Source organism: Metabacillus fastidiosus NBRC 101226 (assembly GCF_001591625.1).
GTDB classification, from domain to species: domain Bacteria; phylum Bacillota; class Bacilli; order Bacillales; family Bacillaceae; genus Metabacillus; species Metabacillus fastidiosus.
The window spans coordinates 1-18,851 of sequence record NZ_BCVG01000075.1; the positions used below are offsets into that span (position 1 = coordinate 1).

General features: G+C 33.5%; 22 protein-coding genes. 7 read left to right on the forward strand and 15 right to left on the reverse strand.

Annotated features, from left to right (window positions below; all coding sequences use genetic code 11):
- The first annotated feature begins 94 nt into the window (after positions 1–94).
- The gene (locus BFA01S_RS15595) at positions 95–589 is read left to right on the forward strand and encodes a hypothetical protein (protein ID WP_066232589.1); all 495 of its coding nucleotides are present in this window, start codon (positions 95–97) and stop codon (positions 587–589) included.
- Positions 590–804: 215 nt separating this feature from the next.
- Here the strand turns inward: BFA01S_RS15595 and aac(6') are convergent, their stop codons facing one another.
- The 5 genes from aac(6') to BFA01S_RS23315 all read right to left on the reverse strand — a co-directional run bounded on the left by aac(6') (position 805) and on the right by BFA01S_RS23315 (position 3,416).
- The gene (gene aac(6'), locus BFA01S_RS15600; protein WP_066232592.1) at positions 805–1,239 is read right to left on the reverse strand and encodes an aminoglycoside 6'-N-acetyltransferase; all 435 of its coding nucleotides are present in this window, start codon (positions 1,237–1,239) and stop codon (positions 805–807) included.
- 300 nt (positions 1,240–1,539) lie between these two features.
- A complete protein-coding gene (locus tag BFA01S_RS23310; protein ID WP_235843039.1) occupies positions 1,540–1,704 on the reverse strand; it encodes a putative quinol monooxygenase in 165 nt (54 codons plus the stop codon).
- Between the two features lie 196 nt (positions 1,705–1,900).
- Positions 1,901–2,185, reverse strand: a complete 285-nt coding sequence (locus BFA01S_RS15610) for a hypothetical protein (RefSeq protein ID WP_066232595.1) — start codon at positions 2,183–2,185, stop codon at positions 1,901–1,903.
- Between the two features lie 4 nt (positions 2,186–2,189).
- Positions 2,190–3,050 carry a carboxypeptidase regulatory-like domain-containing protein gene (locus tag BFA01S_RS15615; RefSeq protein WP_066232601.1) on the reverse strand — a complete coding sequence of 287 codons (861 nt, stop codon included), beginning with the start codon at positions 3,048–3,050 and terminating at the stop codon, positions 2,190–2,192.
- 183 nt (positions 3,051–3,233) lie between these two features.
- Complete coding sequence (locus BFA01S_RS23315) at positions 3,234–3,416, reverse strand: ribonuclease E inhibitor RraB (RefSeq protein WP_235843040.1); 183 nt, start codon at positions 3,414–3,416, stop codon at positions 3,234–3,236.
- Between the two features lie 447 nt (positions 3,417–3,863).
- On the opposite strand from BFA01S_RS23315, the gene allW reads away from it, so the two are divergent.
- A complete protein-coding gene (gene allW / locus BFA01S_RS15625) occupies positions 3,864–5,312 on the forward strand; it encodes an allantoin permease (protein ID WP_066232604.1) in 1,449 nt (482 codons plus the stop codon).
- A gap of 267 nt (positions 5,313–5,579) precedes the next feature.
- On the opposite strand, the gene BFA01S_RS23320 is transcribed toward allW, so the two are convergent.
- Positions 5,580–6,464 carry an HNH endonuclease gene (locus tag BFA01S_RS23320; RefSeq protein WP_235843041.1) on the reverse strand — a complete coding sequence of 295 codons (885 nt, stop codon included), beginning with the start codon at positions 6,462–6,464 and terminating at the stop codon, positions 5,580–5,582.
- Positions 6,465–6,692: 228 nt separating this feature from the next.
- Between BFA01S_RS23320 and BFA01S_RS22495 the strand changes: the two genes are divergently transcribed.
- Positions 6,693–6,848, forward strand: a complete 156-nt coding sequence (locus BFA01S_RS22495) for a hypothetical protein (protein WP_156483787.1) — start codon at positions 6,693–6,695, stop codon at positions 6,846–6,848.
- Between the two features lie 790 nt (positions 6,849–7,638).
- Here the strand turns inward: BFA01S_RS22495 and BFA01S_RS15635 are convergent.
- Both BFA01S_RS15635 and BFA01S_RS15640 read right to left on the reverse strand, forming a co-directional pair.
- Positions 7,639–7,848 (reverse strand): hypothetical protein, encoded by a 210-nt coding sequence (locus BFA01S_RS15635; protein WP_066232608.1) that lies wholly within the window; start codon positions 7,846–7,848, stop codon positions 7,639–7,641.
- Positions 7,849–8,194: 346 nt separating this feature from the next.
- Positions 8,195–8,389 (reverse strand): hypothetical protein, encoded by a 195-nt coding sequence (locus tag BFA01S_RS15640; protein ID WP_066232613.1) that lies wholly within the window; start codon positions 8,387–8,389, stop codon positions 8,195–8,197.
- 312 nt (positions 8,390–8,701) lie between these two features.
- On the opposite strand from BFA01S_RS15640, the gene BFA01S_RS15645 reads away from it, so the two are divergent.
- A complete protein-coding gene (locus BFA01S_RS15645) occupies positions 8,702–10,057 on the forward strand; it encodes a TrkH family potassium uptake protein (protein ID WP_066232616.1) in 1,356 nt (451 codons plus the stop codon).
- A gap of 144 nt (positions 10,058–10,201) precedes the next feature.
- Here BFA01S_RS15645 and BFA01S_RS15650 read toward each other — a convergent pair whose 3' ends face one another.
- The 3 genes from BFA01S_RS15650 to BFA01S_RS15660 form a co-directional block, all read right to left on the reverse strand.
- Entirely contained in the window at positions 10,202–11,788 is a 1,587-nt protein-coding gene (locus BFA01S_RS15650) for a sensor domain-containing diguanylate cyclase (protein ID WP_082800024.1), read from the reverse strand.
- Positions 11,789–12,005: 217 nt separating this feature from the next.
- Complete coding sequence (locus BFA01S_RS15655; RefSeq protein ID WP_066232621.1) at positions 12,006–12,710, reverse strand: hypothetical protein; 705 nt, start codon at positions 12,708–12,710, stop codon at positions 12,006–12,008.
- Positions 12,707–13,513 carry an ATP-binding cassette domain-containing protein gene (locus BFA01S_RS15660; protein WP_066232624.1) on the reverse strand — a complete coding sequence of 269 codons (807 nt, stop codon included), beginning with the start codon at positions 13,511–13,513 and terminating at the stop codon, positions 12,707–12,709. The genes BFA01S_RS15655 and BFA01S_RS15660 overlap by 4 nt, the downstream gene beginning before the upstream one ends.
- A 138-nt stretch (positions 13,514–13,651) precedes the next feature.
- Between BFA01S_RS15660 and BFA01S_RS15665 the strand changes: the two genes are divergently transcribed.
- Both BFA01S_RS15665 and BFA01S_RS15670 read left to right on the forward strand, forming a co-directional pair.
- Positions 13,652–14,221 (forward strand): TetR/AcrR family transcriptional regulator, encoded by a 570-nt coding sequence (locus BFA01S_RS15665; protein ID WP_066232626.1) that lies wholly within the window; start codon positions 13,652–13,654, stop codon positions 14,219–14,221.
- 40 nt (positions 14,222–14,261) lie between these two features.
- A complete protein-coding gene (locus BFA01S_RS15670) occupies positions 14,262–15,716 on the forward strand; it encodes an MDR family MFS transporter (protein ID WP_066232636.1) in 1,455 nt (484 codons plus the stop codon).
- Between the two features lie 129 nt (positions 15,717–15,845).
- Here the strand turns inward: BFA01S_RS15670 and BFA01S_RS15675 are convergent, their stop codons facing one another.
- The 3 genes from BFA01S_RS15675 to BFA01S_RS15685 all read right to left on the reverse strand — a co-directional run bounded on the left by BFA01S_RS15675 (position 15,846) and on the right by BFA01S_RS15685 (position 17,881).
- Positions 15,846–16,337, reverse strand: a complete 492-nt coding sequence (locus tag BFA01S_RS15675; protein WP_328014412.1) for a DUF4871 domain-containing protein — start codon at positions 16,335–16,337, stop codon at positions 15,846–15,848.
- Between the two features lie 75 nt (positions 16,338–16,412).
- On the reverse strand, positions 16,413–17,039 hold the full coding sequence (locus BFA01S_RS15680) for a DUF1349 domain-containing protein (protein WP_082800026.1): 627 nt from the start codon (positions 17,037–17,039) through the stop codon (positions 16,413–16,415).
- A gap of 308 nt (positions 17,040–17,347) precedes the next feature.
- Complete coding sequence (locus tag BFA01S_RS15685) at positions 17,348–17,881, reverse strand: hypothetical protein (RefSeq protein ID WP_066232630.1); 534 nt, start codon at positions 17,879–17,881, stop codon at positions 17,348–17,350.
- A gap of 195 nt (positions 17,882–18,076) precedes the next feature.
- On the opposite strand from BFA01S_RS15685, the gene BFA01S_RS15690 reads away from it, so the two are divergent.
- A complete protein-coding gene (locus BFA01S_RS15690) occupies positions 18,077–18,379 on the forward strand; it encodes a hypothetical protein (RefSeq protein ID WP_176573069.1) in 303 nt (100 codons plus the stop codon).
- 98 nt (positions 18,380–18,477) lie between these two features.
- Here the strand turns inward: BFA01S_RS15690 and BFA01S_RS15695 are convergent, their stop codons facing one another.
- A complete protein-coding gene (locus tag BFA01S_RS15695) occupies positions 18,478–18,804 on the reverse strand; it encodes an SMI1/KNR4 family protein (protein WP_066232634.1) in 327 nt (108 codons plus the stop codon).
- Between the last annotated feature and the right edge of the window lie 47 nt (positions 18,805–18,851).

An 18,851-nucleotide genomic window follows, 5' to 3' on the forward strand; every position in this document is an offset into this window, starting at 1 on the left:
TTACTGCCCGTTAAGGTGGGATAAATAACCCTGTTATAATTTACCTGTGCCGGGGAGATATTATTTTTGATAGATGGAATAGGAGGTTGTATAAATGCAATATATGAAGTATTCAAAATCATTGTTGCTTATAATGATGATCCTTCCTTGGTTTACGGTTCCTTTATTGGGAAAGGATACGTTTAAGCGATTTTACCCAGCTAGTTTGTTTATATCTTTCATAGTTGCAATTGTTCATTTTATTGCGAAAAAAAGAAAATGGTGGTGGTGGTATGAAACACTTCATCCCAAAGTATCATGGGGATTTCCACTAATATTAGGACCATATTTTATTGGGACACTATGGATTTTAAAATGGACGTATGGGAGTTTTGTTAAATATATGACATTAAATCTGATCGTCGATTCAATGTTCACTTATATTCTGGTGGATTTGTTAAAGAAAACTGGAATTGCATCTTTAGTACGTTTGAAAAAAATACAATTATTATTCATATTTATTGTTGACGCTTTGCTTTTATATAGTTTTCAATTTTTAAAAGAAAAAATACAATTACAGAGAAAGCAAAATCCAATGAATGAGATATAGTGATTAAATATATAAATTTAATTAACATTATCAGTACTAACCAAAGTGTGTAAAAACAATATTATTGTTTAATTTCCATCTCTAAAATATAACACCTTTCCTACAATATAATATAGGAAAGGTGTTATATTTATTTAAAGACTTTAATAGAATAACAACCGAAAAGGGTAAAAATCGTTTCATTCGATTAGCCAAGTTTCAACTTATGCCTGCCTTTATAACATCTTTTTAAAACAAATAATACGATTTGCTTCACTAAATCCCAGTTTAAGATGCATTGCTAGACTTTTTTCATTTTCTAATTCACAATCACTGGCGAACTCATGGCAACCTTTTTGCTTAGACCAAATCTCACAAGCAGTAACTAACTTTTTAGCAAAACCTTGTTTACGAAATGCCTCTTTCACATAAATCCCCTCTAAATATCCTACTGGACTAGAACTTGTCCCTTCAACATAATCATATCGCAGTTGGCATTGTGCAAACCCAATTGCTTCACTGTCATCATAAGCTAAAATAACCGTTGCATCAGGCTGAGCAATGAGATCCGTCATTTCTTGTATAAATTCCGTTAAAGTATGATCTGGCCAAAGCAGTAAAGCAAGTTGAGCAGCCTCTTTTATCTCCCGTAATGTCGCCTCTTTTAACATATAAAACCTCCAAATCCATTTTGCCCTTAGCTTAAATATTCGATTAGCGAACATTCCTTTACTTCATTATAAACGTTATGAAAAAACAACTTTATTATTGCTTTACAAAAGAATATTTCAATAAAAAATCCTTTTAGTTTTTTATCGAAAAAACATTATCTATAGAATTAGTTAAAATGGGCTTGCCTCCACTTGGCTTTAAAGTACTGATTTTCTCCATTCCAGTAATAATTGGCTTTGCACGTTCTATCAATATTTGAGTAGAATCAAGAGTTAGAAATAATGGGAATTTTCATTACTTCACACTTCATAAACAAATACAGAATTTGGTTCTTCATCTGAAATATTAACTAAATATATTTCACATTCTTCTAAACTCTTCATTGCTTCTGCTGCTTCCAGCAAAATAGTTACTAATATATCACGCTCGCCTTCTTTCACATTAAACTTTTCAATTTTATCCATGTTCACCCTCTTAATAATTTCATATTTTACTATAATTGGAAATATATACAAGAACAAAAGTTCCTAACTTTAAATCTATATGGGAAAAGTATTATATTTAAAGATCTTAATAAATTCATATGCTATTTATATCTAGTTAACATAAAGGATATTTCAATTAGCAAAAAATAGGTTCTTTCTATATAGAAAGAACCTATTAATAATTGCCTATTTCATTTAATTTTTTTAAAACTCTAATCAAGGCTCTTCGTCTTTTAGATTTTTTTCTTCTCTTCTTAATTATACATAATTTTACAGTTATCACTTTGATATCTGAAACAAGTATAATTTTATTACACATAATACGAACACTGATACAAATTTTTATAAACTCTGGCTCATTCGATTTCTTCTTTTGTAAAACCAAATCGATATTTGCTTCTTCTCCTGAGGACAATTCAATAAGAGGAGAAGACTTTAATTCATAAATATTTTCAATCATCTAATCACGTCTCAACCTGCACAGTTGCTTTCACTCGATAGGTACCTGAAGGCAAGTCTCCGAATAAATATAGTCCACCAGCATTTGTTTTTGATATATCAATGATCATTTCTACTCCATTTGACACTGAATATAATGCAACAATAGCATTTACTATCGGCTGATTTGATTGATTATCCGTTACAATCCCACTAATCGTACCAGTATTTGCATCTGGGTCCTCTGCCAAAATAAGATTACTAGAAGCAAAATCACGATCCGTGACTGTAAACGGAGTTCCCTGAGAAGATAAAAATCCCGGTTTACTTGCTGTAGCAAAATAAGTCCCATTATTTAAATTGGCAAATAAATATTGGCCTTCTGCATTTGAGCTTACTATTCCAACTAACTCATTTGTTGTTCCATTCACTCTAAACAGTTCCACTGTTGTATCATCGATTGGCTGATTATTAACAGAATTCTGAATTATTCCAAAAACAGCATTTTTATTTGCATCTGGGTCTTGCTGCATTGTAATGACTACATCTGTATCACGATCTCTTAAAACTGTAACTGGTATTCTAAGAGGGGTAAGATAAGTCGGTTCAGAAGCTGTAATAAAATAAGAGCCTACTGGAACACGAGGGAAAATAAATCGCCCAGCAGCATTACTATTTGTATGTTCAAATGGGGTACCACCTGAAGTAAATAATTTAACAGTGGCATTGCTTAAAGGTGTTCCATCTGCTTTTCTAACAATTCCTGAGATATTCCCTGCGTCAGTAGTAGGGGCAATTGTAAGCTGTAAATTAGAAGCTTCAGATTCATGTCCATCTATTGTAATTAAAGGGCTTGGCTGAAGTTTATATCGATCAGTAATAGCCATTTGCATTTTCTCCTTTACTCAATTAATGAATGCTTGTTATTATTCTATGTGTCAAAGAGAAAAAGAACTGGATAAATAGCCATAGTTAAAAGTTGAATTAGCTGACTAAGAAAAAAAGATCCCTTTAGTTGTTTTTTATTAAAAACTCGTTAGTTAAACGAAAAGAATAAACTTTTATATTAATTACCCTATCATTACTGCCCCTCCATCCGAATATCCGTTATAAGGCTTACTTAATTCATCAAGTCGCTTTTGTATATTAATGATTTCATCGTAATTTAAAAACATTTTTATAAAACAATAACAAGTCCACTCTTCTGTTTCATCATCTTGTTCCCGCTCACAACTAAATCCTTCCTCTCTCAAAGATTTTAATACAGTTTCACCGCTGCTTTTATCTGGAACCGTAACAAAAAAAATCTACATTTTACAGTTCATTAAAATCAAGACCTTCTTTATATAGCATTTTTAATACTTGTCCATCATCATTTGGAAATTTCGTTTTCTTCTCTCTTAGTACTTAAAATAATACATATTAGCTTTCTATTCATTTGAAGATTTATAACTCAGATAGTATAAATTCCCTCCAAATTATTGTCTGTACTCTATCATCCATCATAATATTAATATTCCGATTTACTAAGCAATCTAAGAAATTATTGAAAAATATAGAAAGATTAATTACACTAAGATAGTCGGTTAAATTGTATACAATATCGAATGCAATATTTCTTGTAAAAGAAAGCAGTCTTATCTTTATATTAATGAATTTTGAAAACGTTTGCTCAAAATTAATAGCCGGGAGGAAATCTATTGGATTTATCACAGCGAGAAAAACTGAAAAAAGATTTGCAAATAAGTGAAGATTTATTACCAACGAAACAAGAAGAAAGAACATGGAAAGCAGGAAATTTTGCTAGTATATGGATGGGAAGTGTTCATCATGTCCCCGCTTATGCGTCCATCGGCGGTTTTTTTGTTTTAGGCCTTTCTGCTATACAAGTATTTTGGGTGATTATGGTCGCTGCAGCTATTCTAGCTTTTGTCTTGATTATTAATGGACATGCTGGTGCGAAATACGGGATTCCCTATTCTATGTTATTAAAAACGTCTTATGGCATAAAAGGAGCTGTTTTGCCTGGACTTCTTAGAGGCTGTATCGCTGCTGTTATGTGGTTTGGATTACAAACCTATGCAGGAAGTACGGCCGTTACCATCTTAATCAGCAAGTTTTGGCCTGCTTATTTACAATTAGGGGGAGATTTCCGATTTTTCGGAATTGACTTACCTGGACTTATTTCATTTACAATCTTTTGGATGATAAATGTATTGTTTATTTTTGGCGGAATAAATATTTTAGGCAAATTCACAAAAATTCTTTCCCTGCTCATTTACATTGTATTTGGCGGAATGGCTATTTGGGCGATCAAATTGGCTGGTGGTATCGGTCCAATTTTAGATTATACAGCTAAAGGAATTGAAGGTAACAGTGTCCTTGTATTTATGGGCTGTGTAACAGCAATTTTAGCAACTTGGGCTGCACCGATTACTAACGTATCTGATTTTACAAGGGAAGCACGTACTGCAAAGGATCAAATAATAGGTCAAAGTCTAGGTATTGTGATAACTTACATTCTATTTGCAGTTGCAAGTATTTCTATTATCGTTGGATCAGAAATCGCATTTGGAACCCCTATTTGGAATGTGCTTGATGTAGTCGATCGTTTTGACAGCAGTTTCGCTATTATTCTTTCTATAGTAACTATTTGTTTAACGACATTATCTTCTAATGTCACAGCGAATATTTTTCCTGCAGGCTATCAATTAGCGGCTCTGTTTCCAAAAAAGCTAAACTTTCAAACTGGTGGACTTATTACAGCGATTTTGGCCTTTATTATTATGCCGTGGAAACTGATGGAGAATTCAACAAGTATTTTTACTTTTTTAGGTATCATAGGAGGATTGCTAGGTCCAGTTATAGGTGTAATGTTAGCTGATTACTTTATTATTCGGAAAAAAGAACTGAATCTTTTCGAATTATATTCAGAAGATGGACAGTATTTTTATAAAAATGGTTTTAACCCGTCTGCTTATATAGCAACAGTTGTTGCTGGCGGAATTGCTTTAATTGGACAATTCGTTCCTTTCTTTAAACCATTGTATGATATTTCATGGTTTGTAGGCACTTTTACAGCTTTTGGACTCTATATTATTCTTATGAAACTTACAAAAAAAAGATTTGGAGAAATTCGTCCACACTAAAGTAGGAGAAAAAGAACTATTTAAGTATAGATTTCAAAATTTTTAATTCGTTATTATATAAACAAAGTCCTTTTCCTATAGAAAATCTAGGCTACCTTAATGGTAGCCTTTATGTTAAAAACCCTTATAATATTAACATAAATATCTATAAAAAATTACCTCACTTCAAATTTGTACAAGGGCTATATCTGCCATCGATTTTGCTTGATTTACGGTCAAATTCATATTAAGCACCTACTTATATTCATAGTATTTTTATAAAATTCATTAAATTAAATTTTGATGATGATACTCCATATAACCTAACTGCTTTTCAGTTAACTCAACACGCAGCCCCTCATTTACATTCATAAATATCCGAGCTGCTTCATCTAATGTTTGCGATATCACAATCTTCCCCTGCACATCAAACGAAATTAACTGTTTATCAAACAACGCATCATGATTCGGGCATAACAATAATCCATTATTCACATCAAGCCTTTCTTCATTTGTAGAAGCGCTCCATGGTTTAATATGGCTCGCAATTAGAACACGTGGATCTGTTACACCGCATAATGCACATTTACACTCACGTTCAATCAGTAACTTTTTAAACTTTCCCTGGCCTATACGTGCTTTGATCAAACGTTCTTTTTCAGTTTGTGTTATTGGTAGGTTTTCAACTTGCTGAATTCCTTTAAATTCTTCTTTCAGCTCTTGCTTATCATTCGTAGCTGATGGTGGTTTCGTAAACTTCGCTTTGTTATCCATTAAGCGCAGTGGGAAAATCCATACAAGGCGCTGTCTGCCATCTTGATCCTTTTGTTGACCCTGATATGGCTCCCCCGCAAGCTCTACTTGTCCGCGATATGTATATTCTCTTGGCTTCATTACCTCGAAGAAATGAATCTCCACTCCATTACCATCTGATTCCGCTAACGTCAAATTTTGACCACTCATCTTCTGATCACCACTCTGGCCCATACCTGTGTAATGATAAATATCATCAACAACCTTGTCATCATAAAGCTTCGTCTTATCCGAAATAAGTGTCAACGTATTAGTACGATTCGACTTACGCATTCCTCCCTGCGGCGCGCATAAAAACACCTCACAAAGCTGCTGATTATTTACAACTTCATTTATTGCTAACGGACGTGTCATCGTCATAGAATAGCCTCCCAAAATATTATTCATTCTTATTATTAAATTCATTCTACTATAACGGCAAACATTAGACTTTCGTGTCAGATGAAAGAATTTGCTAATTGTGCAAGCCAAAATCCCCCTATATTAATCTTTTAAAAAAGCTCGTATTAAAAAAATCCATTAATTTCAAGTATAATGATAAAAAGAAAAAATTTCATTCTAATATTATTTGAAAGGAGCATATATATTTTGAATTACGGTTGGGCTGGAACAGTTGAGCAATTTATACAATTAGATTTACAATCATTTATTGTTCAACTACAAAATCATGTATATAAAAATTTGAAAGTAAATGATCGTAAAACAGAGGTGCAGACTAAAGCATGGATTGATAGTTACAAATAGTTATGAAATACACCGATAAATTTTAAAGTGAAAATTGGAATTTCAACACTAAACTAGAAATGAAAGAAGTTGAGTACAGAAAAGTTCCAAAAGAGGGTAAAAAGAAACAGCGACAAGATTATTTGATATTTGGCTTTAATAGACTTCATAAAAACCTACTTGTATTCAGTAACAAAAAAACAAATTCTTATAGCCAACTAAAACTAGAGAATGGTTATTATACGTACAAGAAAAATATAATTTAAAGAAGTCCAAGATCGCCTCGGTCATTCAGATATAAAAACAAACATGAATATCTATACGTACGTTACACAAAAAGCAAAAGAAGAAACCATTTTAAAATTCGAAAGCTACTTGAATATTTGACTATGTCTGACTACGAGTAGATGAAATCATATGAAATAGAATAAAAGAGAAAAAACCCTTGATAATCAAGGGTTTTTACACTGAATAAAACTCATCAATTCTATGTATGGAGACGGTGGGATTTAAAGCCGCTTGTCCAGAAACGCCACTACATCACTTCTACGTTCAAAAACCTTAGTATATCAGTATTTTCTCCACTAGATTGTATTTAATATATGCCTTACTCTTATTTTTGCTCTACTAATTAGATAGTAAGTTTTCAAGTCCTTTTATGATTGAAAAGACTACTTAATTAAGCAGCCTTTCTACTTTAGATAATTTCATTCACTAACTAACTCAACATCCATTAGATTACTTCTATAAAATAAAAATAGCGCCAACTTCTATTTAATAGAAATCAGCACTTCGTTTATTCGCTATACGTTTAGCGTGACGCTTTTGGCGGCTGGCACACGTCACATTTACGTTGGTTATTATTTTTAAATTTCGTAAATGTTTTTTCAAAATTGCTGCCACATGCACATTTAAATAGTAACTTTTGAGAAAAACCGTGATATTCTGTCGTTAGTAACTTACTTTCCGAATTTTTCTCAACAAATTCTTTAATTTTACCGATCGTCCATCTTTTATTCATTCTCTTACACCTCTATATTTTATCGCTAGGCGGAGGCTTTTCTTGGCCTCCGTTCAATTATGATCAAAAGTCGTAATTATCCTAAGTTTCTCATTATAACATGAACTGACACACAATTAAACAGAGCGTTATTATGACATTTCAATGCCTGCTTCGATTTTGGAGCTTTTTTATGTAAGGTGATGTTTAGAGGAGACTTTTGGTTAGTTATTGTAGCTTGTTTTATATGGAATTTATGAAGAGTTAGAGGAAGTTTAGCGTTGATAAGCGTATAAAACTGCATCAGAGATATCAAAAGACATTTAAATGAATTGTATGTTTTCAAATTGTGAGAAACTACTCTATTTCAGAAGGCTTCGTACTTATCCTTAAAATAAGCTACTGGACCAGCATTACGAAATACGATTAAATCAAAATCTTTTTCAAATGTTTCAGTGTCTTCAGGATGACAAATGACCAGTTGAAAATCTTCTCTTAGTTCTGAAGTAACAAACAGATCCTCCTCATAATAAAAATCTGTAATAAATAATAGCCGCTTCATTATATCCTCACCTGCTTTACATTTACTTTTATTAATTTTATGTTCTTATTCAATTCTTCTGTTTCTTTAGCTTAACTGCTCAAATAATTTATAGAATCCAGTTAATGTAACTCACATTTTAATATTAAAAAAGTGCTTCCTCCGCAATAGGAAAACACCCAAACACATAATAGGAATTTCATTATAGCCTAAGGCTTTCACTTTTTTTAAAGAATAAAAAATTCTTTTACCCAAAGCTTCTATTGAATTATCTTTTTTCAAAAAAGGGTATATAATAACTCTTTAATGATATCGTTTGGAAGGGGAATACATATGCCAATTTTAAAAAAGAATATACTAAATAAAATTGTAAATTTACAACCGGCATATATCTTACTTTTTGGTTTTTTGGCACTTATTTTTATTGGAACTTGTTTGCTGATGATTCCCTTTGCTACTAGTGACAGGCATCATTTAAGCTTTATTGATGCTCTTTTTGAGGCTACCTCTGCTGTTTGTGTAACAGGACTGGCAGTAGTTGATACCGGTACTACCTTTACTTTATTTGGACAAATTGTTTTACTCGTTCTTATTCAGGTTGGCGGCTGGGGATTTATGACTATCGGTGTACTGATGTTTACTATTTTAGGGAAAAAGATTGGTTTAAAACAAAGGTTAATTCTTCATGAGTCGTTAAATTCCTTTTCTATGCAAGGATTAATAAAGCTTGTGCGGCGTATTATTTTTATTACTTTATTAGTTGAAGGTGTTGCTGCATTAATTCTTACCATTCGCTGGTCACAGGAAATGAGTGTGGGAAAAGCTGCTTATTATGGCATTTTTCATTCTATTTCAGCTTTTAATAATGCAGGCTTTGGCTTGGAGCCGGATAATTTAAGTAAATGGGTAGCTGATCCTATTGTAAATATCGTTATTACCTCGTTATTTATAGTAGGAGGCATTGGTTTTTTTGTAATCATGGATGTTTTCAAAAAGAAGAAAATAAGGAAATTTTCTCTTCATACTAAAATAGTACTGTTTTTTACTTTACTAATTAACATAGTAAGTACTCTCGTTATCTTTTTATTGGAATTTCATAATCCTGCTACAATAGGTGAGTTAGATACAGTAGGAAAATGGTGGGCATCTTACTTTCAAGGGGTCGTTACCCGTACCGCAGGTTTCAATACGATTGACATAGGCGGGTTAACTTTGAGCTCTCAAGTCTATATGATCGGATTAATGTTTATAGGAGCATCCCCTGGTTCGACAGGTGGAGGTATCAAGATAACTACTTTTGTTGTATTACTTCTTGCACTCTGGTCAGTATTAACGAATAAACAAGATGTCTCTATTTTTAGAAGACGGATTCCATCATCACTTATATACAGAGCTTTATCAATTGCTCTTTCAGGAATTATTTTCATTTTCACTATTTTCTTTTTATTGACTATAACGGAAAAAGATGCAGATATGTCGAAAATATTATTTGAGACAGTTTCAGCCTTCGCCACTGTCGGACTTAGCGCCGACTTTACTTCCGAATTAAGCCCTATGGGGAGAATTTTAATTACCATCATGATGTTTATAGGAAGAGTAGGACCGCTTACAATGGCATTTGCACTTGCTATTCAGTCAAAAAATCAGGCAAAGGTCCGTTATGCTGAGGAAAAAATTCTAATCGGGTAATTTCTCTATTTCATATGCTTCTCTTTAACATGAAGTACATTTTAAGCAGCAAGAAAGGATCTCTTGATTGTGAACTGCACTCCACTAACAATTGGGATGCAGTTCAGACTTACAGATCCTTTGAGTAGAATATATAAATATCTTTTATTTAATTGGAAGATTTAATGACCATATAGTTGTTAGGTTTCTTCCTTCTGATTTTGATTGGTATAAAGCTTTATCTGCAAATAGGAATAAATCATTTAATAAATTAGAATGTAAAGGAAATTCCGATATTCCAAGAGAAATTGTAATTGGTTTGCCTATAGGGCTGATTGTATTCTCTATTGCAGTTCGAATCTTTTCAGCAACATTATAGGCTTCTAAAGATTTAGTATCTGGAAGCAATAAAATAAACTCTTCTCCCCCGTAACGAAAAAACATATCTTTCTCTCTAATCAGCAATTGAACCGTTTTAGCTAAATACTTTAGAACTTCATCCCCATCTTGATGTCCGTACGTGTCGTTAACTGATTTAAAATGGTCAATATCCAATGTAACTAAGGAAAATAATTGCCCATCATTTGCTAAATTCGTCATTACCTCATTAAGTTTTCTTCGATTCGGTAAATTTGTGAGAGAATCTGTCATAGCTTCTTCTACAAGTTTTTTGTTGTTTTTCTCAACAGCTTCCATCGCAATTACCACACTCTTTGTTAAAAGATCTGCTTCCCGATTCCAATGTGATTGAAGAACAGGAGGCTGAATTTGATTTTTAGAACCAAATTGATTAACAACATCTGCTAAATAAATAAATGGTTTAGCCAGTTTTCTAGCAATACTTAGAGATACTAGCATTAATATTAAAAACGGCAGGAGTATCGTCAGTATAAGATTTTGGATATGCTTTTTTAATAGTTCATCAATATAAGAAACCGGTGTTTGCTGTACTACCCCCCAACCTATTTCAGGAATAAAATTGTAAGCTGCAAGCATGGGTACACCTTTAGTGTTTATCACATGCTGCTTTCCGCTTTCCCCCTGTAAAAGCTTAACAAGCATTGGATTTTCTCCTACATCTTCCCCGATACGTTTTACATCAGGATGAAACAATAATTTCCCGTCTGGTCCAACTACATAGTAATAAGAACCAGTATGATCAACCATGTCATTACCAAGAATTTCATTAAGAACATTCCGTTCTTGAAGATATATTGAGCCGCCAATTATCCCCCTGTATTTTCCTTTACTATCATAAAAAGGTTCACTTATCAAAACAACTATACGGCCAGTAGGCCCCTTGTACGGTGTCGTAAGTGTCGATGTTTTTGAATCAATAACATCTCTTGTGATCCCTGTGATTGTTTTTCCTTTTAATCCGACACTAATAGGTGCTATGTTACGAACCGTTCCCGTTTCATCCACCCATGATAGCGAATTAAAGTATCTGCTGTTATTTTTCAAGAGCTCCAGTTGTTCCTGAATCTCTTTATCAGTCATTTCAGGGTTATTTGAAAGAAAGTTAGTAGTTTCTTGCAAACTTATTCTCATTGATTTAAACAGAGAATTGACTGAATTACTTATTTTCTCAGACTTTGAATAACTTAAAGACAAATGCGTGTCAATCAATGACTTCCTCTCAGACTGGTAAGATGCAAATAATAAGATTATAGTCGTTAATAAAACAGATGCAGAAATAAGACTTATTAACAAAGTAGTAAGTTTAAATTTTCGGTTGAACAAAATTTTCATGATAAATACCAATCCCAGTTAAAATAAATTTCATTTTTCTTATTATACATGAAAATACTAGTCAAAAAGTCCTGATTTACGAATTTTATAATTATAAAAAAGACTAGCAGTAGTCCTTTTTCAGTTCATTACCCACATCATACTCTCATTAGCAAAAGAAGGATAAATCTAATTTTTCTCAGCTTTTCATTCTAATTTAGAAATAGCTTTAAGAACTTTATCTTTCTTTTCGTAGAAACAGCCTAATAGTAATAATAAAACTGATAACCGTATATGCAATTATCCAAACTGCAAGCAGCCAAAAGTCTTTCCCAATATGTACAATATCATTCCCGCTCAAATGCTTAATGACTTGTGCAACCGGTGGAAATACAAGAAGAAGCCATTTTAGCATACTCAATTTTTCTACTAAACCTTCATAGGAGATAGATATAACGATGACTAGCACAGCAAGCAGCCACGCATATTTTTTCCCGGCAAATGAAGTAATCGAGAAGAAAGAACCTACTCCGATGCCGAATAAAGCGGAGAACAAGTGACTGTATATAGATAGAACGATATCTACAAATGTTACGTCTCTTGAGAAATTCCCCATCATTATAGGATAAATAATGGCACAGATGATCATGATGCATGCGATAATGACACAAATAATCCATTTCCCGCATATATAACGGTGTTTGCTGCCAAGCTGTACAAATAATATATTTTTCTCGTTTTCTTCCTCTATCGAAAAAACAGTCATTGCTACCCATGTCATGACTAAATAAACAACAATACTTGTAACAGCGTAGCTGCTTAAAACCGGTACATTTTCATAAAAATATAAAATAATAACCCATGTAATAAAAACTATTAGCGGTGGAATGATTTTTAACGAACGAATATAGCTTATAAATTGATAACGGATAAAACCGGTCATTGTCTCCTCTTTTCTCTGACTTCCAGTACAGAACATTCTTTATGTAATAAGTCCATTAATATTTGGTCACTTCTATCCTTATCTACTGTAAGAAGTGCAGTATCTCCTTCATATTCAATATGAAAAGCATCCACTTGTTTAAAAGTCTCTTTATTATTAAATTTTACTTTAATGAGTCTTTCCTCTTTTGTCCTTTCTTTCGGACATATTACTTCTCCTGTCTCCACATATAAAATATGATCAGCCAGTTTCTCAATCATGATGTCCTCATGTGTCGTAAAAATAATACATATTTCCTTTTTCAATTTTTCTAAAAGTTGAATAAGCTTATGCTGGGACGCAGTGTCCAAGCCTGTTAACGGCTCGTCTAAAAGGAGAATTTCCGGTTTCATAAGAAGTGCCTGAATAAGACCTGCCTTCTGTTTCGTTCCTTTTGAACATTGTTTGAGCGGAGTATGAAGAAAAGGTTCTATTCCAAATAAGCTTGTATATTCTGAAAGCTCGGCTTCTATTTCTTTTTTAGAAATATCTTGGAAAGAGGCTGTAAGCAATAAATATTCTTTCAGTCTGAATCTTAAATTCTCCGGAAAATGCTCCGGAACATACCCAATCTTCTTTGTGCCTCTTGTCACCTTTCCTTTCGTCGGTTCATAAATCCCTGCCAACATTTTTAAAAATGTGCTTTTCCCGGAGCCGTTCGTTCCGCAGACAGCTGTGGCGGAAGGACTCGTACATGTAAAAGACAGATTTTCTAAAACTAGCTTTCTATCTATTTTCTTGCTTATATTCAGTACTTCAATCAATATAATCACAACCTGTTTTTATTTGTTTTAGTATATTTTAACAGTTGAAATATCAAAATAAAATATAATTGACACTCTAATCTAATTTGGCTAATATTATGTAGACCGTTTGTTATAATTTAAGGAGTGCATTGTTACATGAAGAAGAAAGAAAGTACCAAGGATGTCATTCTGGAAAGTGCATCCAATTTATTTAAGCTTCAAGGATATCATGGTACGGGAGTAAGTCAAATAATTGAGAAGAGCGGTGCTCCAAAAGGCTCATTATATTATCATTTTCCAAAAGGCAAAGAAGAGATTGCTACGGAAGCCGTTAATCTTATGAAACATCATGTTGTCGGTCTTGTTCTAAAAGATTTAAGTACAAAGGATAATCTGGTAGAGGCATTTCAATATCATGTAAACAGGCTTGCCTCTTTATTTGATAAAAACGGAATCATGGACTGTTTACACATGGGAGTAATTGCTTCGGAAACAGCCATGACACATGAATCTATTCGTATAGCTTGTGATGCTGCATACAAAGATTGGCAGTCTTTATACGCCAACAAGCTTGAAGAATTTGGATTTGAAAGTGAAAAAGCAAAAGAATTAAGCATCACGATAAATGCAATGATCGAAGGAGCCTGCATTCTTTCCATGACGAGTAAGAGTGGTTATCCTCTTCGTTGTATCGCGAGGCAGTTACCAATGCTGCTGGCCAAATAAAAACGGTTAGCAAAAGTAGAGGAGGAAAATAAAAATGGAAATGGCTAAACAGGCTGATTTAAATGAATCACCGGAAACAAATGAATTTAAGGTTGTACCAATTATCGTTTCCTTTTTAATTGCCGGTTTTATCGGTTTATTTAGTGAAACCGCCTTAAACATGGCACTGACTCATTTAATAGGAGATTTTGGAATTAAAGAAACAACCGTCCAGTGGCTCACAACAGGCTACTTGCTGACACTCGGAATTCTAGTTCCGGTATCAGGACTTATTTTACAATGGTTTACGACTAGACAGCTATTTATTGCTTCGCTTGTGTTCTCCATTATCGGTACTTTCATCGCCGCAATCGCTCCTGTCTTCAGCATTCTGATGGTTGCACGTGTTGTGCAGGCTGTAGGTACAGCTTTGCTTCTGCCACTTATGTTTAATACGATACTTATGATCATTCCGCCATATAAGCGCGGAAAAGTAATGGGACTTATCGGTTTAGTTATTATGTTTGCTCCCGCTGTAGGCCCTACTATTGCCGGGTTAATTCTTCAAACACTCACATGGCATTTTATCTTTTGGATTACACTTCCATTATTAGCAGCAGCACTTATATTCGGCAGTATCTTTATGCAAAATGTAACAAAACCGACAAAACCGAAAATTGATGTACTCTCTATTATTATGTCTACATTTGGATTTGGCGGGATTGTATTCGGGTTTAGTAATGCTGGAGAAGGAGGCGGCTGGGGAAGTTCAACTGTTATCATTTCCTTAGTAGTAGGAGTCATTGGATTGTTATTATTCTCAATACGCCAGCTTACTTTAAAGCAGCCTACTCTGAATTTACGTGCATTCAAATATCCAATGTTCGTTATTGGATTATTAATGATTATTGTAGGAATGATGGTAATACTCTCTTCCATGATTTTATTACCGTTATATTTACAAACATCTTTATCATTAAGTACATTCGCTGCAGGTCTTCTGCTTCTTCCTGGAGGAATAATCAATGGTATCCTTTCACCAGTAATGGGTAATCTATTCGATAAATTTGGTCCGAAATGGCTTGTTACTCCGGGACTTATTCTCGTTATCGGTGCCTTATACGGCTTTTCAACGATTACACTTGAGACTTCTTCAGCCTTTCTCATCGCACTTCATATCATCTTAATGATCGGAGTTTCGATGACAATGATGCCTGCACAAACGAATGGCCTGAATGAGCTGCCACGTGAACTGTATCCAGACGGAACAGCTATTATGAATACATTACAGCAAGTTGCCGGTGCTATAGGAACAGCAGTAGCAATTTCCATTATGTCTGCCGGTGCTGCAAACTTCATGAACAATGTTGATGATAAGGCAAATCCTTTAAATCAGCTGCTTGCATTCACAGAAGGAATACAGAATGGCTTTGTATTTGCTATTATTGTAGCTGTTATCGGATTTATCATTTCCCTTTTCATCAAACGTGTGAAGGTAGAAAATCAAGCTCATTAAAAAGTAAAAAAGCGACGAGAGCAACTAGCTTCTCTTCGCTTTTTTTCTGGTTTATTTCTATGCCGTTAATATTAAAATTTTTCAAAACAGAAAAAGCATGCTTTGATAAAATGTATCAAAGCATGCCTCTTATTTATTAATTTCATAAACTAATTTATCAAATAATTTCCCGTCAGTATAAAGCAGCATTGCCCATTCTCCCTGTTTTGGTATTTTCACAGAAGAAGGTGTATGTGCATCTGCCCCATTATTTTCACCATGAGCATTTTTAGTCCAGCCATCTGTCATAATTGGGTGAACGGTTCCTGTTTCTCTATGGAAACCGACTACCGTTAAATCAACATTCTTAACTCCCCAAAGATGCCACATCCATTTTTGATTATTTAAGCTTGGCATATCAGCCCCAAGAACACCTGACTTATTTTCATTGCCAATGATGCCCCTATCACCAAACTCTATCGCTTTTCTTTCCCAATCAATAGCTTGGAAATCACTTTCCTGGACAAAATCAGGTATATCTTCAGGCAAAGCCAATTTGCTTTCAACCGTTTCATTTGCTGAACAGCCTGCAATTACAAAAAGCATACTTAAGAAAATAAAGATTATCGTTTTTATTTTCAACAAATACTCCTCCTAAAATAAATCATAATTTATTTATAATAAAAAACTAATATCTTCCACATTTGAATAATATTATTAATAGACTTTTGTATCATTATTAATGTTTTCAATTTTAATAAAGCTGAATTCCGCTTCGCATCCTTTCCCTTGCGGACTGCAGGCATAAATACCGGCTTTAATATCCTCGCTCTCTTCAAATATTCGGGTCATTCTTATTTGTGTCCACGAAATACCATTTAATGAATAATCAACATAGTAATTTTTCTCTTTCCTAGTTATCCGATAAAAAAGTGAATGCTGATCTTCTAAAAATTCCTGACTGGACCAGTCAGAATACCCTTGATTTGTGACAACTGCACCTAATTTACTATAACCATCGGGTATATATTCAATAGAAGTCTTTATCCATGTATCACTGGAAAAACGAACCATTATGCCGGCCTGATCATATCTATTCTCAGGTTTAAATTTTACTTTAGCAGTCAGCCTGAAGTCTCCCTTTACTTCGCAGTATAAAAAATGTCCATTATCAGCTTGAAAACTGTAATGTGTTTTTTGCCAAAAATCTGTATGCCTATCAGTTCTCATTGTTAAACTCGAACTCTCACAATTAATCTTCCATTCTTTAGGTGGAGAGAACCATTTTAAATTTTTATCCAGTTGAGTATTGTTGAACTCCTCTATTAATATGATATTATTCATGATCATCATTCCCCCATTTCTTTCAACATTTGACACTGCCAAAGCTAAAGTACATGAGCTTATTATTTATTCTATCTCAGCAAAATATCATTAAGTTTTTCGTCTGATATTACTCTAATATTATTTTTTAAAAGTAAAGCAGTCGTTACACCGTTACCAGCTAAACAAGAACTGACTAATATCATAGTTCCCCCCATCCTTCTTCTAAAGTTTGATAATAAAGAAAATACCAGTTAAATCTTTGTACGGACAAACGCTAAATCATTTGTAATATATGTAATTTTAACATTTATTTAGGGTGATTAGTATTATTCTCTTATTCTCATAATGGGATCTTGATCATGAAAACCGATACAAACCGGTATATTGATTTCTATTGATTCCGCAACTTTTCCAAATACAACAACTGTTTTAATGATAAGATATAATGTTATCCCTATAGCTTCCTCATTGTAATCAAATCCGTTCTCAGCATAAATCTTTGCGAATTCTTTTAGATCAGGTCCTTTCACTGAACTAATCCAGTCACTTGCCCAATCATCGTCTTCTTCAGATCGCATTGTGTAATCATTACAAATAAAAAATGAACTTTGCCAATCATTATCCATGTCATATTCAAAGTAAAGCGCTGCTGCTGAATTCTGATCAACTATATGCAGGGAAGTACAAAGAGCCTCATTTAATTCACTTTGGAAGGCATTTAAATCTATGTCCCGAATTCGCTGTGCTTGTTCTTTCCCTGCCAGCTCAGAACAAAGCTCATAATATTTTATTTCTATCTCCTTCCACGAATGATTTAACAACTCCGTCTGGATTTGGTCTAAATATTGGTATATTTCCACTTTTAACTCCCTCCTGCTAATAAGTATCTAATTATTAAAGAATAAAACATTATGGTTAATTTTAGCAAAAAAACTATATTCCTGTTTAAATAATTGATTTATAAATATTTTAAAAAAATAATCATTTGTACTTACTCTATATTTGGGAATTTGAATAAGGTAAAGGGCAGGAAAAATTTTGAGGAGGTTTTTATATTGCAACATGAAGATTTGAATAATGAAGAACAATTATCTTTACAACAGGAATTTATCGATGATGACTATATAGATTTTGAAGATGAAAGACAGCAGCAATCTTATTACCATCCATATCCTTATCCACGCCCGAGACCAAGACCTAGACCAAGGCCGCCATACTACTACCCACCGTATTATCCACCATATTACTACCCGCCATACTATCCATATTATCCATACTATCCTGGGTATGGCTACGGCGGAGGCTACGGTGGAGGCTATGGCGGAGGTTATGGCGGAGGTTATAATAGAGAATATTAACTGAATTGCCTTAATGGCTGTTAAATATAAAAAAGACCAAAACCTTATAATTTCATGTTTTGGTCTTTTTCTTCTTATCATTTCTCCTTTTCTAAAATTTACATTTCTTTCAAAAACACATTACGTACAAATTGTTTAAAAGTCTTTTCTTTCCTTAGTACAATTGATAAGTCCTCATGCCAAACTTCTACAATGGACCAATTATCAGTTGTTAAAAACCCTACAGCATCACCTGAAAGATTATCTCCTAATAATAAAACATTATTTAATTCTTCATTCTCTTCTGTATCAAATATTTCTTCAGCCTCAATCAATCCTTCATAAAACATAAAATATGCATTACCAACACTTCCGTATCCAACTTCTTTTAAGAAATCTGTATAGTCTTGCGGGATATCAGTAAGCTCTACTATCTGTTTTCTCATTGATTCTGATATTTTATTAAATTTATCCCAGCCTTAACGGGCAGTAA

Bases quoted from the DNA above. Each gene is read 5' to 3' on its own strand.
- BFA01S_RS15595 (WP_066232589.1), top strand. From the start codon at position 95: ATGCAATATATGAAGTATTCAAAATCATTGTTGCTTATAATGATGATC.
- BFA01S_RS23310 (WP_235843039.1), bottom strand. From the start codon at position 1,704: ATGGATAAAATTGAAAAGTTTAATGTGAAAGAAGGCGAGCGTGATATA.
- BFA01S_RS15610 (WP_066232595.1), bottom strand. From the start codon at position 2,185: ATGATTGAAAATATTTATGAATTAAAGTCTTCTCCTCTTATTGAATTG.
- BFA01S_RS15615 (WP_066232601.1), bottom strand. From the start codon at position 3,050: ATGGCTATTACTGATCGATATAAACTTCAGCCAAGCCCTTTAATTACA.
- BFA01S_RS23320 (WP_235843041.1), bottom strand. From the start codon at position 6,464: ATGACGATGACACGTCCGTTAGCAATAAATGAAGTTGTAAATAATCAG.
- BFA01S_RS15635 (WP_066232608.1), bottom strand. From the start codon at position 7,848: ATGAATAAAAGATGGACGATCGGTAAAATTAAAGAATTTGTTGAGAAA.
- BFA01S_RS15640 (WP_066232613.1), bottom strand. From the start codon at position 8,389: ATGAAGCGGCTATTATTTATTACAGATTTTTATTATGAGGAGGATCTG.
- BFA01S_RS15645 (WP_066232616.1), top strand. From the start codon at position 8,702: ATGCCAATTTTAAAAAAGAATATACTAAATAAAATTGTAAATTTACAA.
- BFA01S_RS15650 (WP_082800024.1), bottom strand. From the start codon at position 11,788: ATGAAAATTTTGTTCAACCGAAAATTTAAACTTACTACTTTGTTAATA.
- BFA01S_RS15655 (WP_066232621.1), bottom strand. From the start codon at position 12,710: ATGACCGGTTTTATCCGTTATCAATTTATAAGCTATATTCGTTCGTTA.
- BFA01S_RS15665 (WP_066232626.1), top strand. From the start codon at position 13,652: ATGAAGAAGAAAGAAAGTACCAAGGATGTCATTCTGGAAAGTGCATCC.
- BFA01S_RS15670 (WP_066232636.1), top strand. From the start codon at position 14,262: ATGGCTAAACAGGCTGATTTAAATGAATCACCGGAAACAAATGAATTT.
- BFA01S_RS15680 (WP_082800026.1), bottom strand. From the start codon at position 17,039: ATGAATAATATCATATTAATAGAGGAGTTCAACAATACTCAACTGGAT.
- BFA01S_RS15695 (WP_066232634.1), bottom strand. From the start codon at position 18,804: ATGAGAAAACAGATAGTAGAGCTTACTGATATCCCGCAAGACTATACA.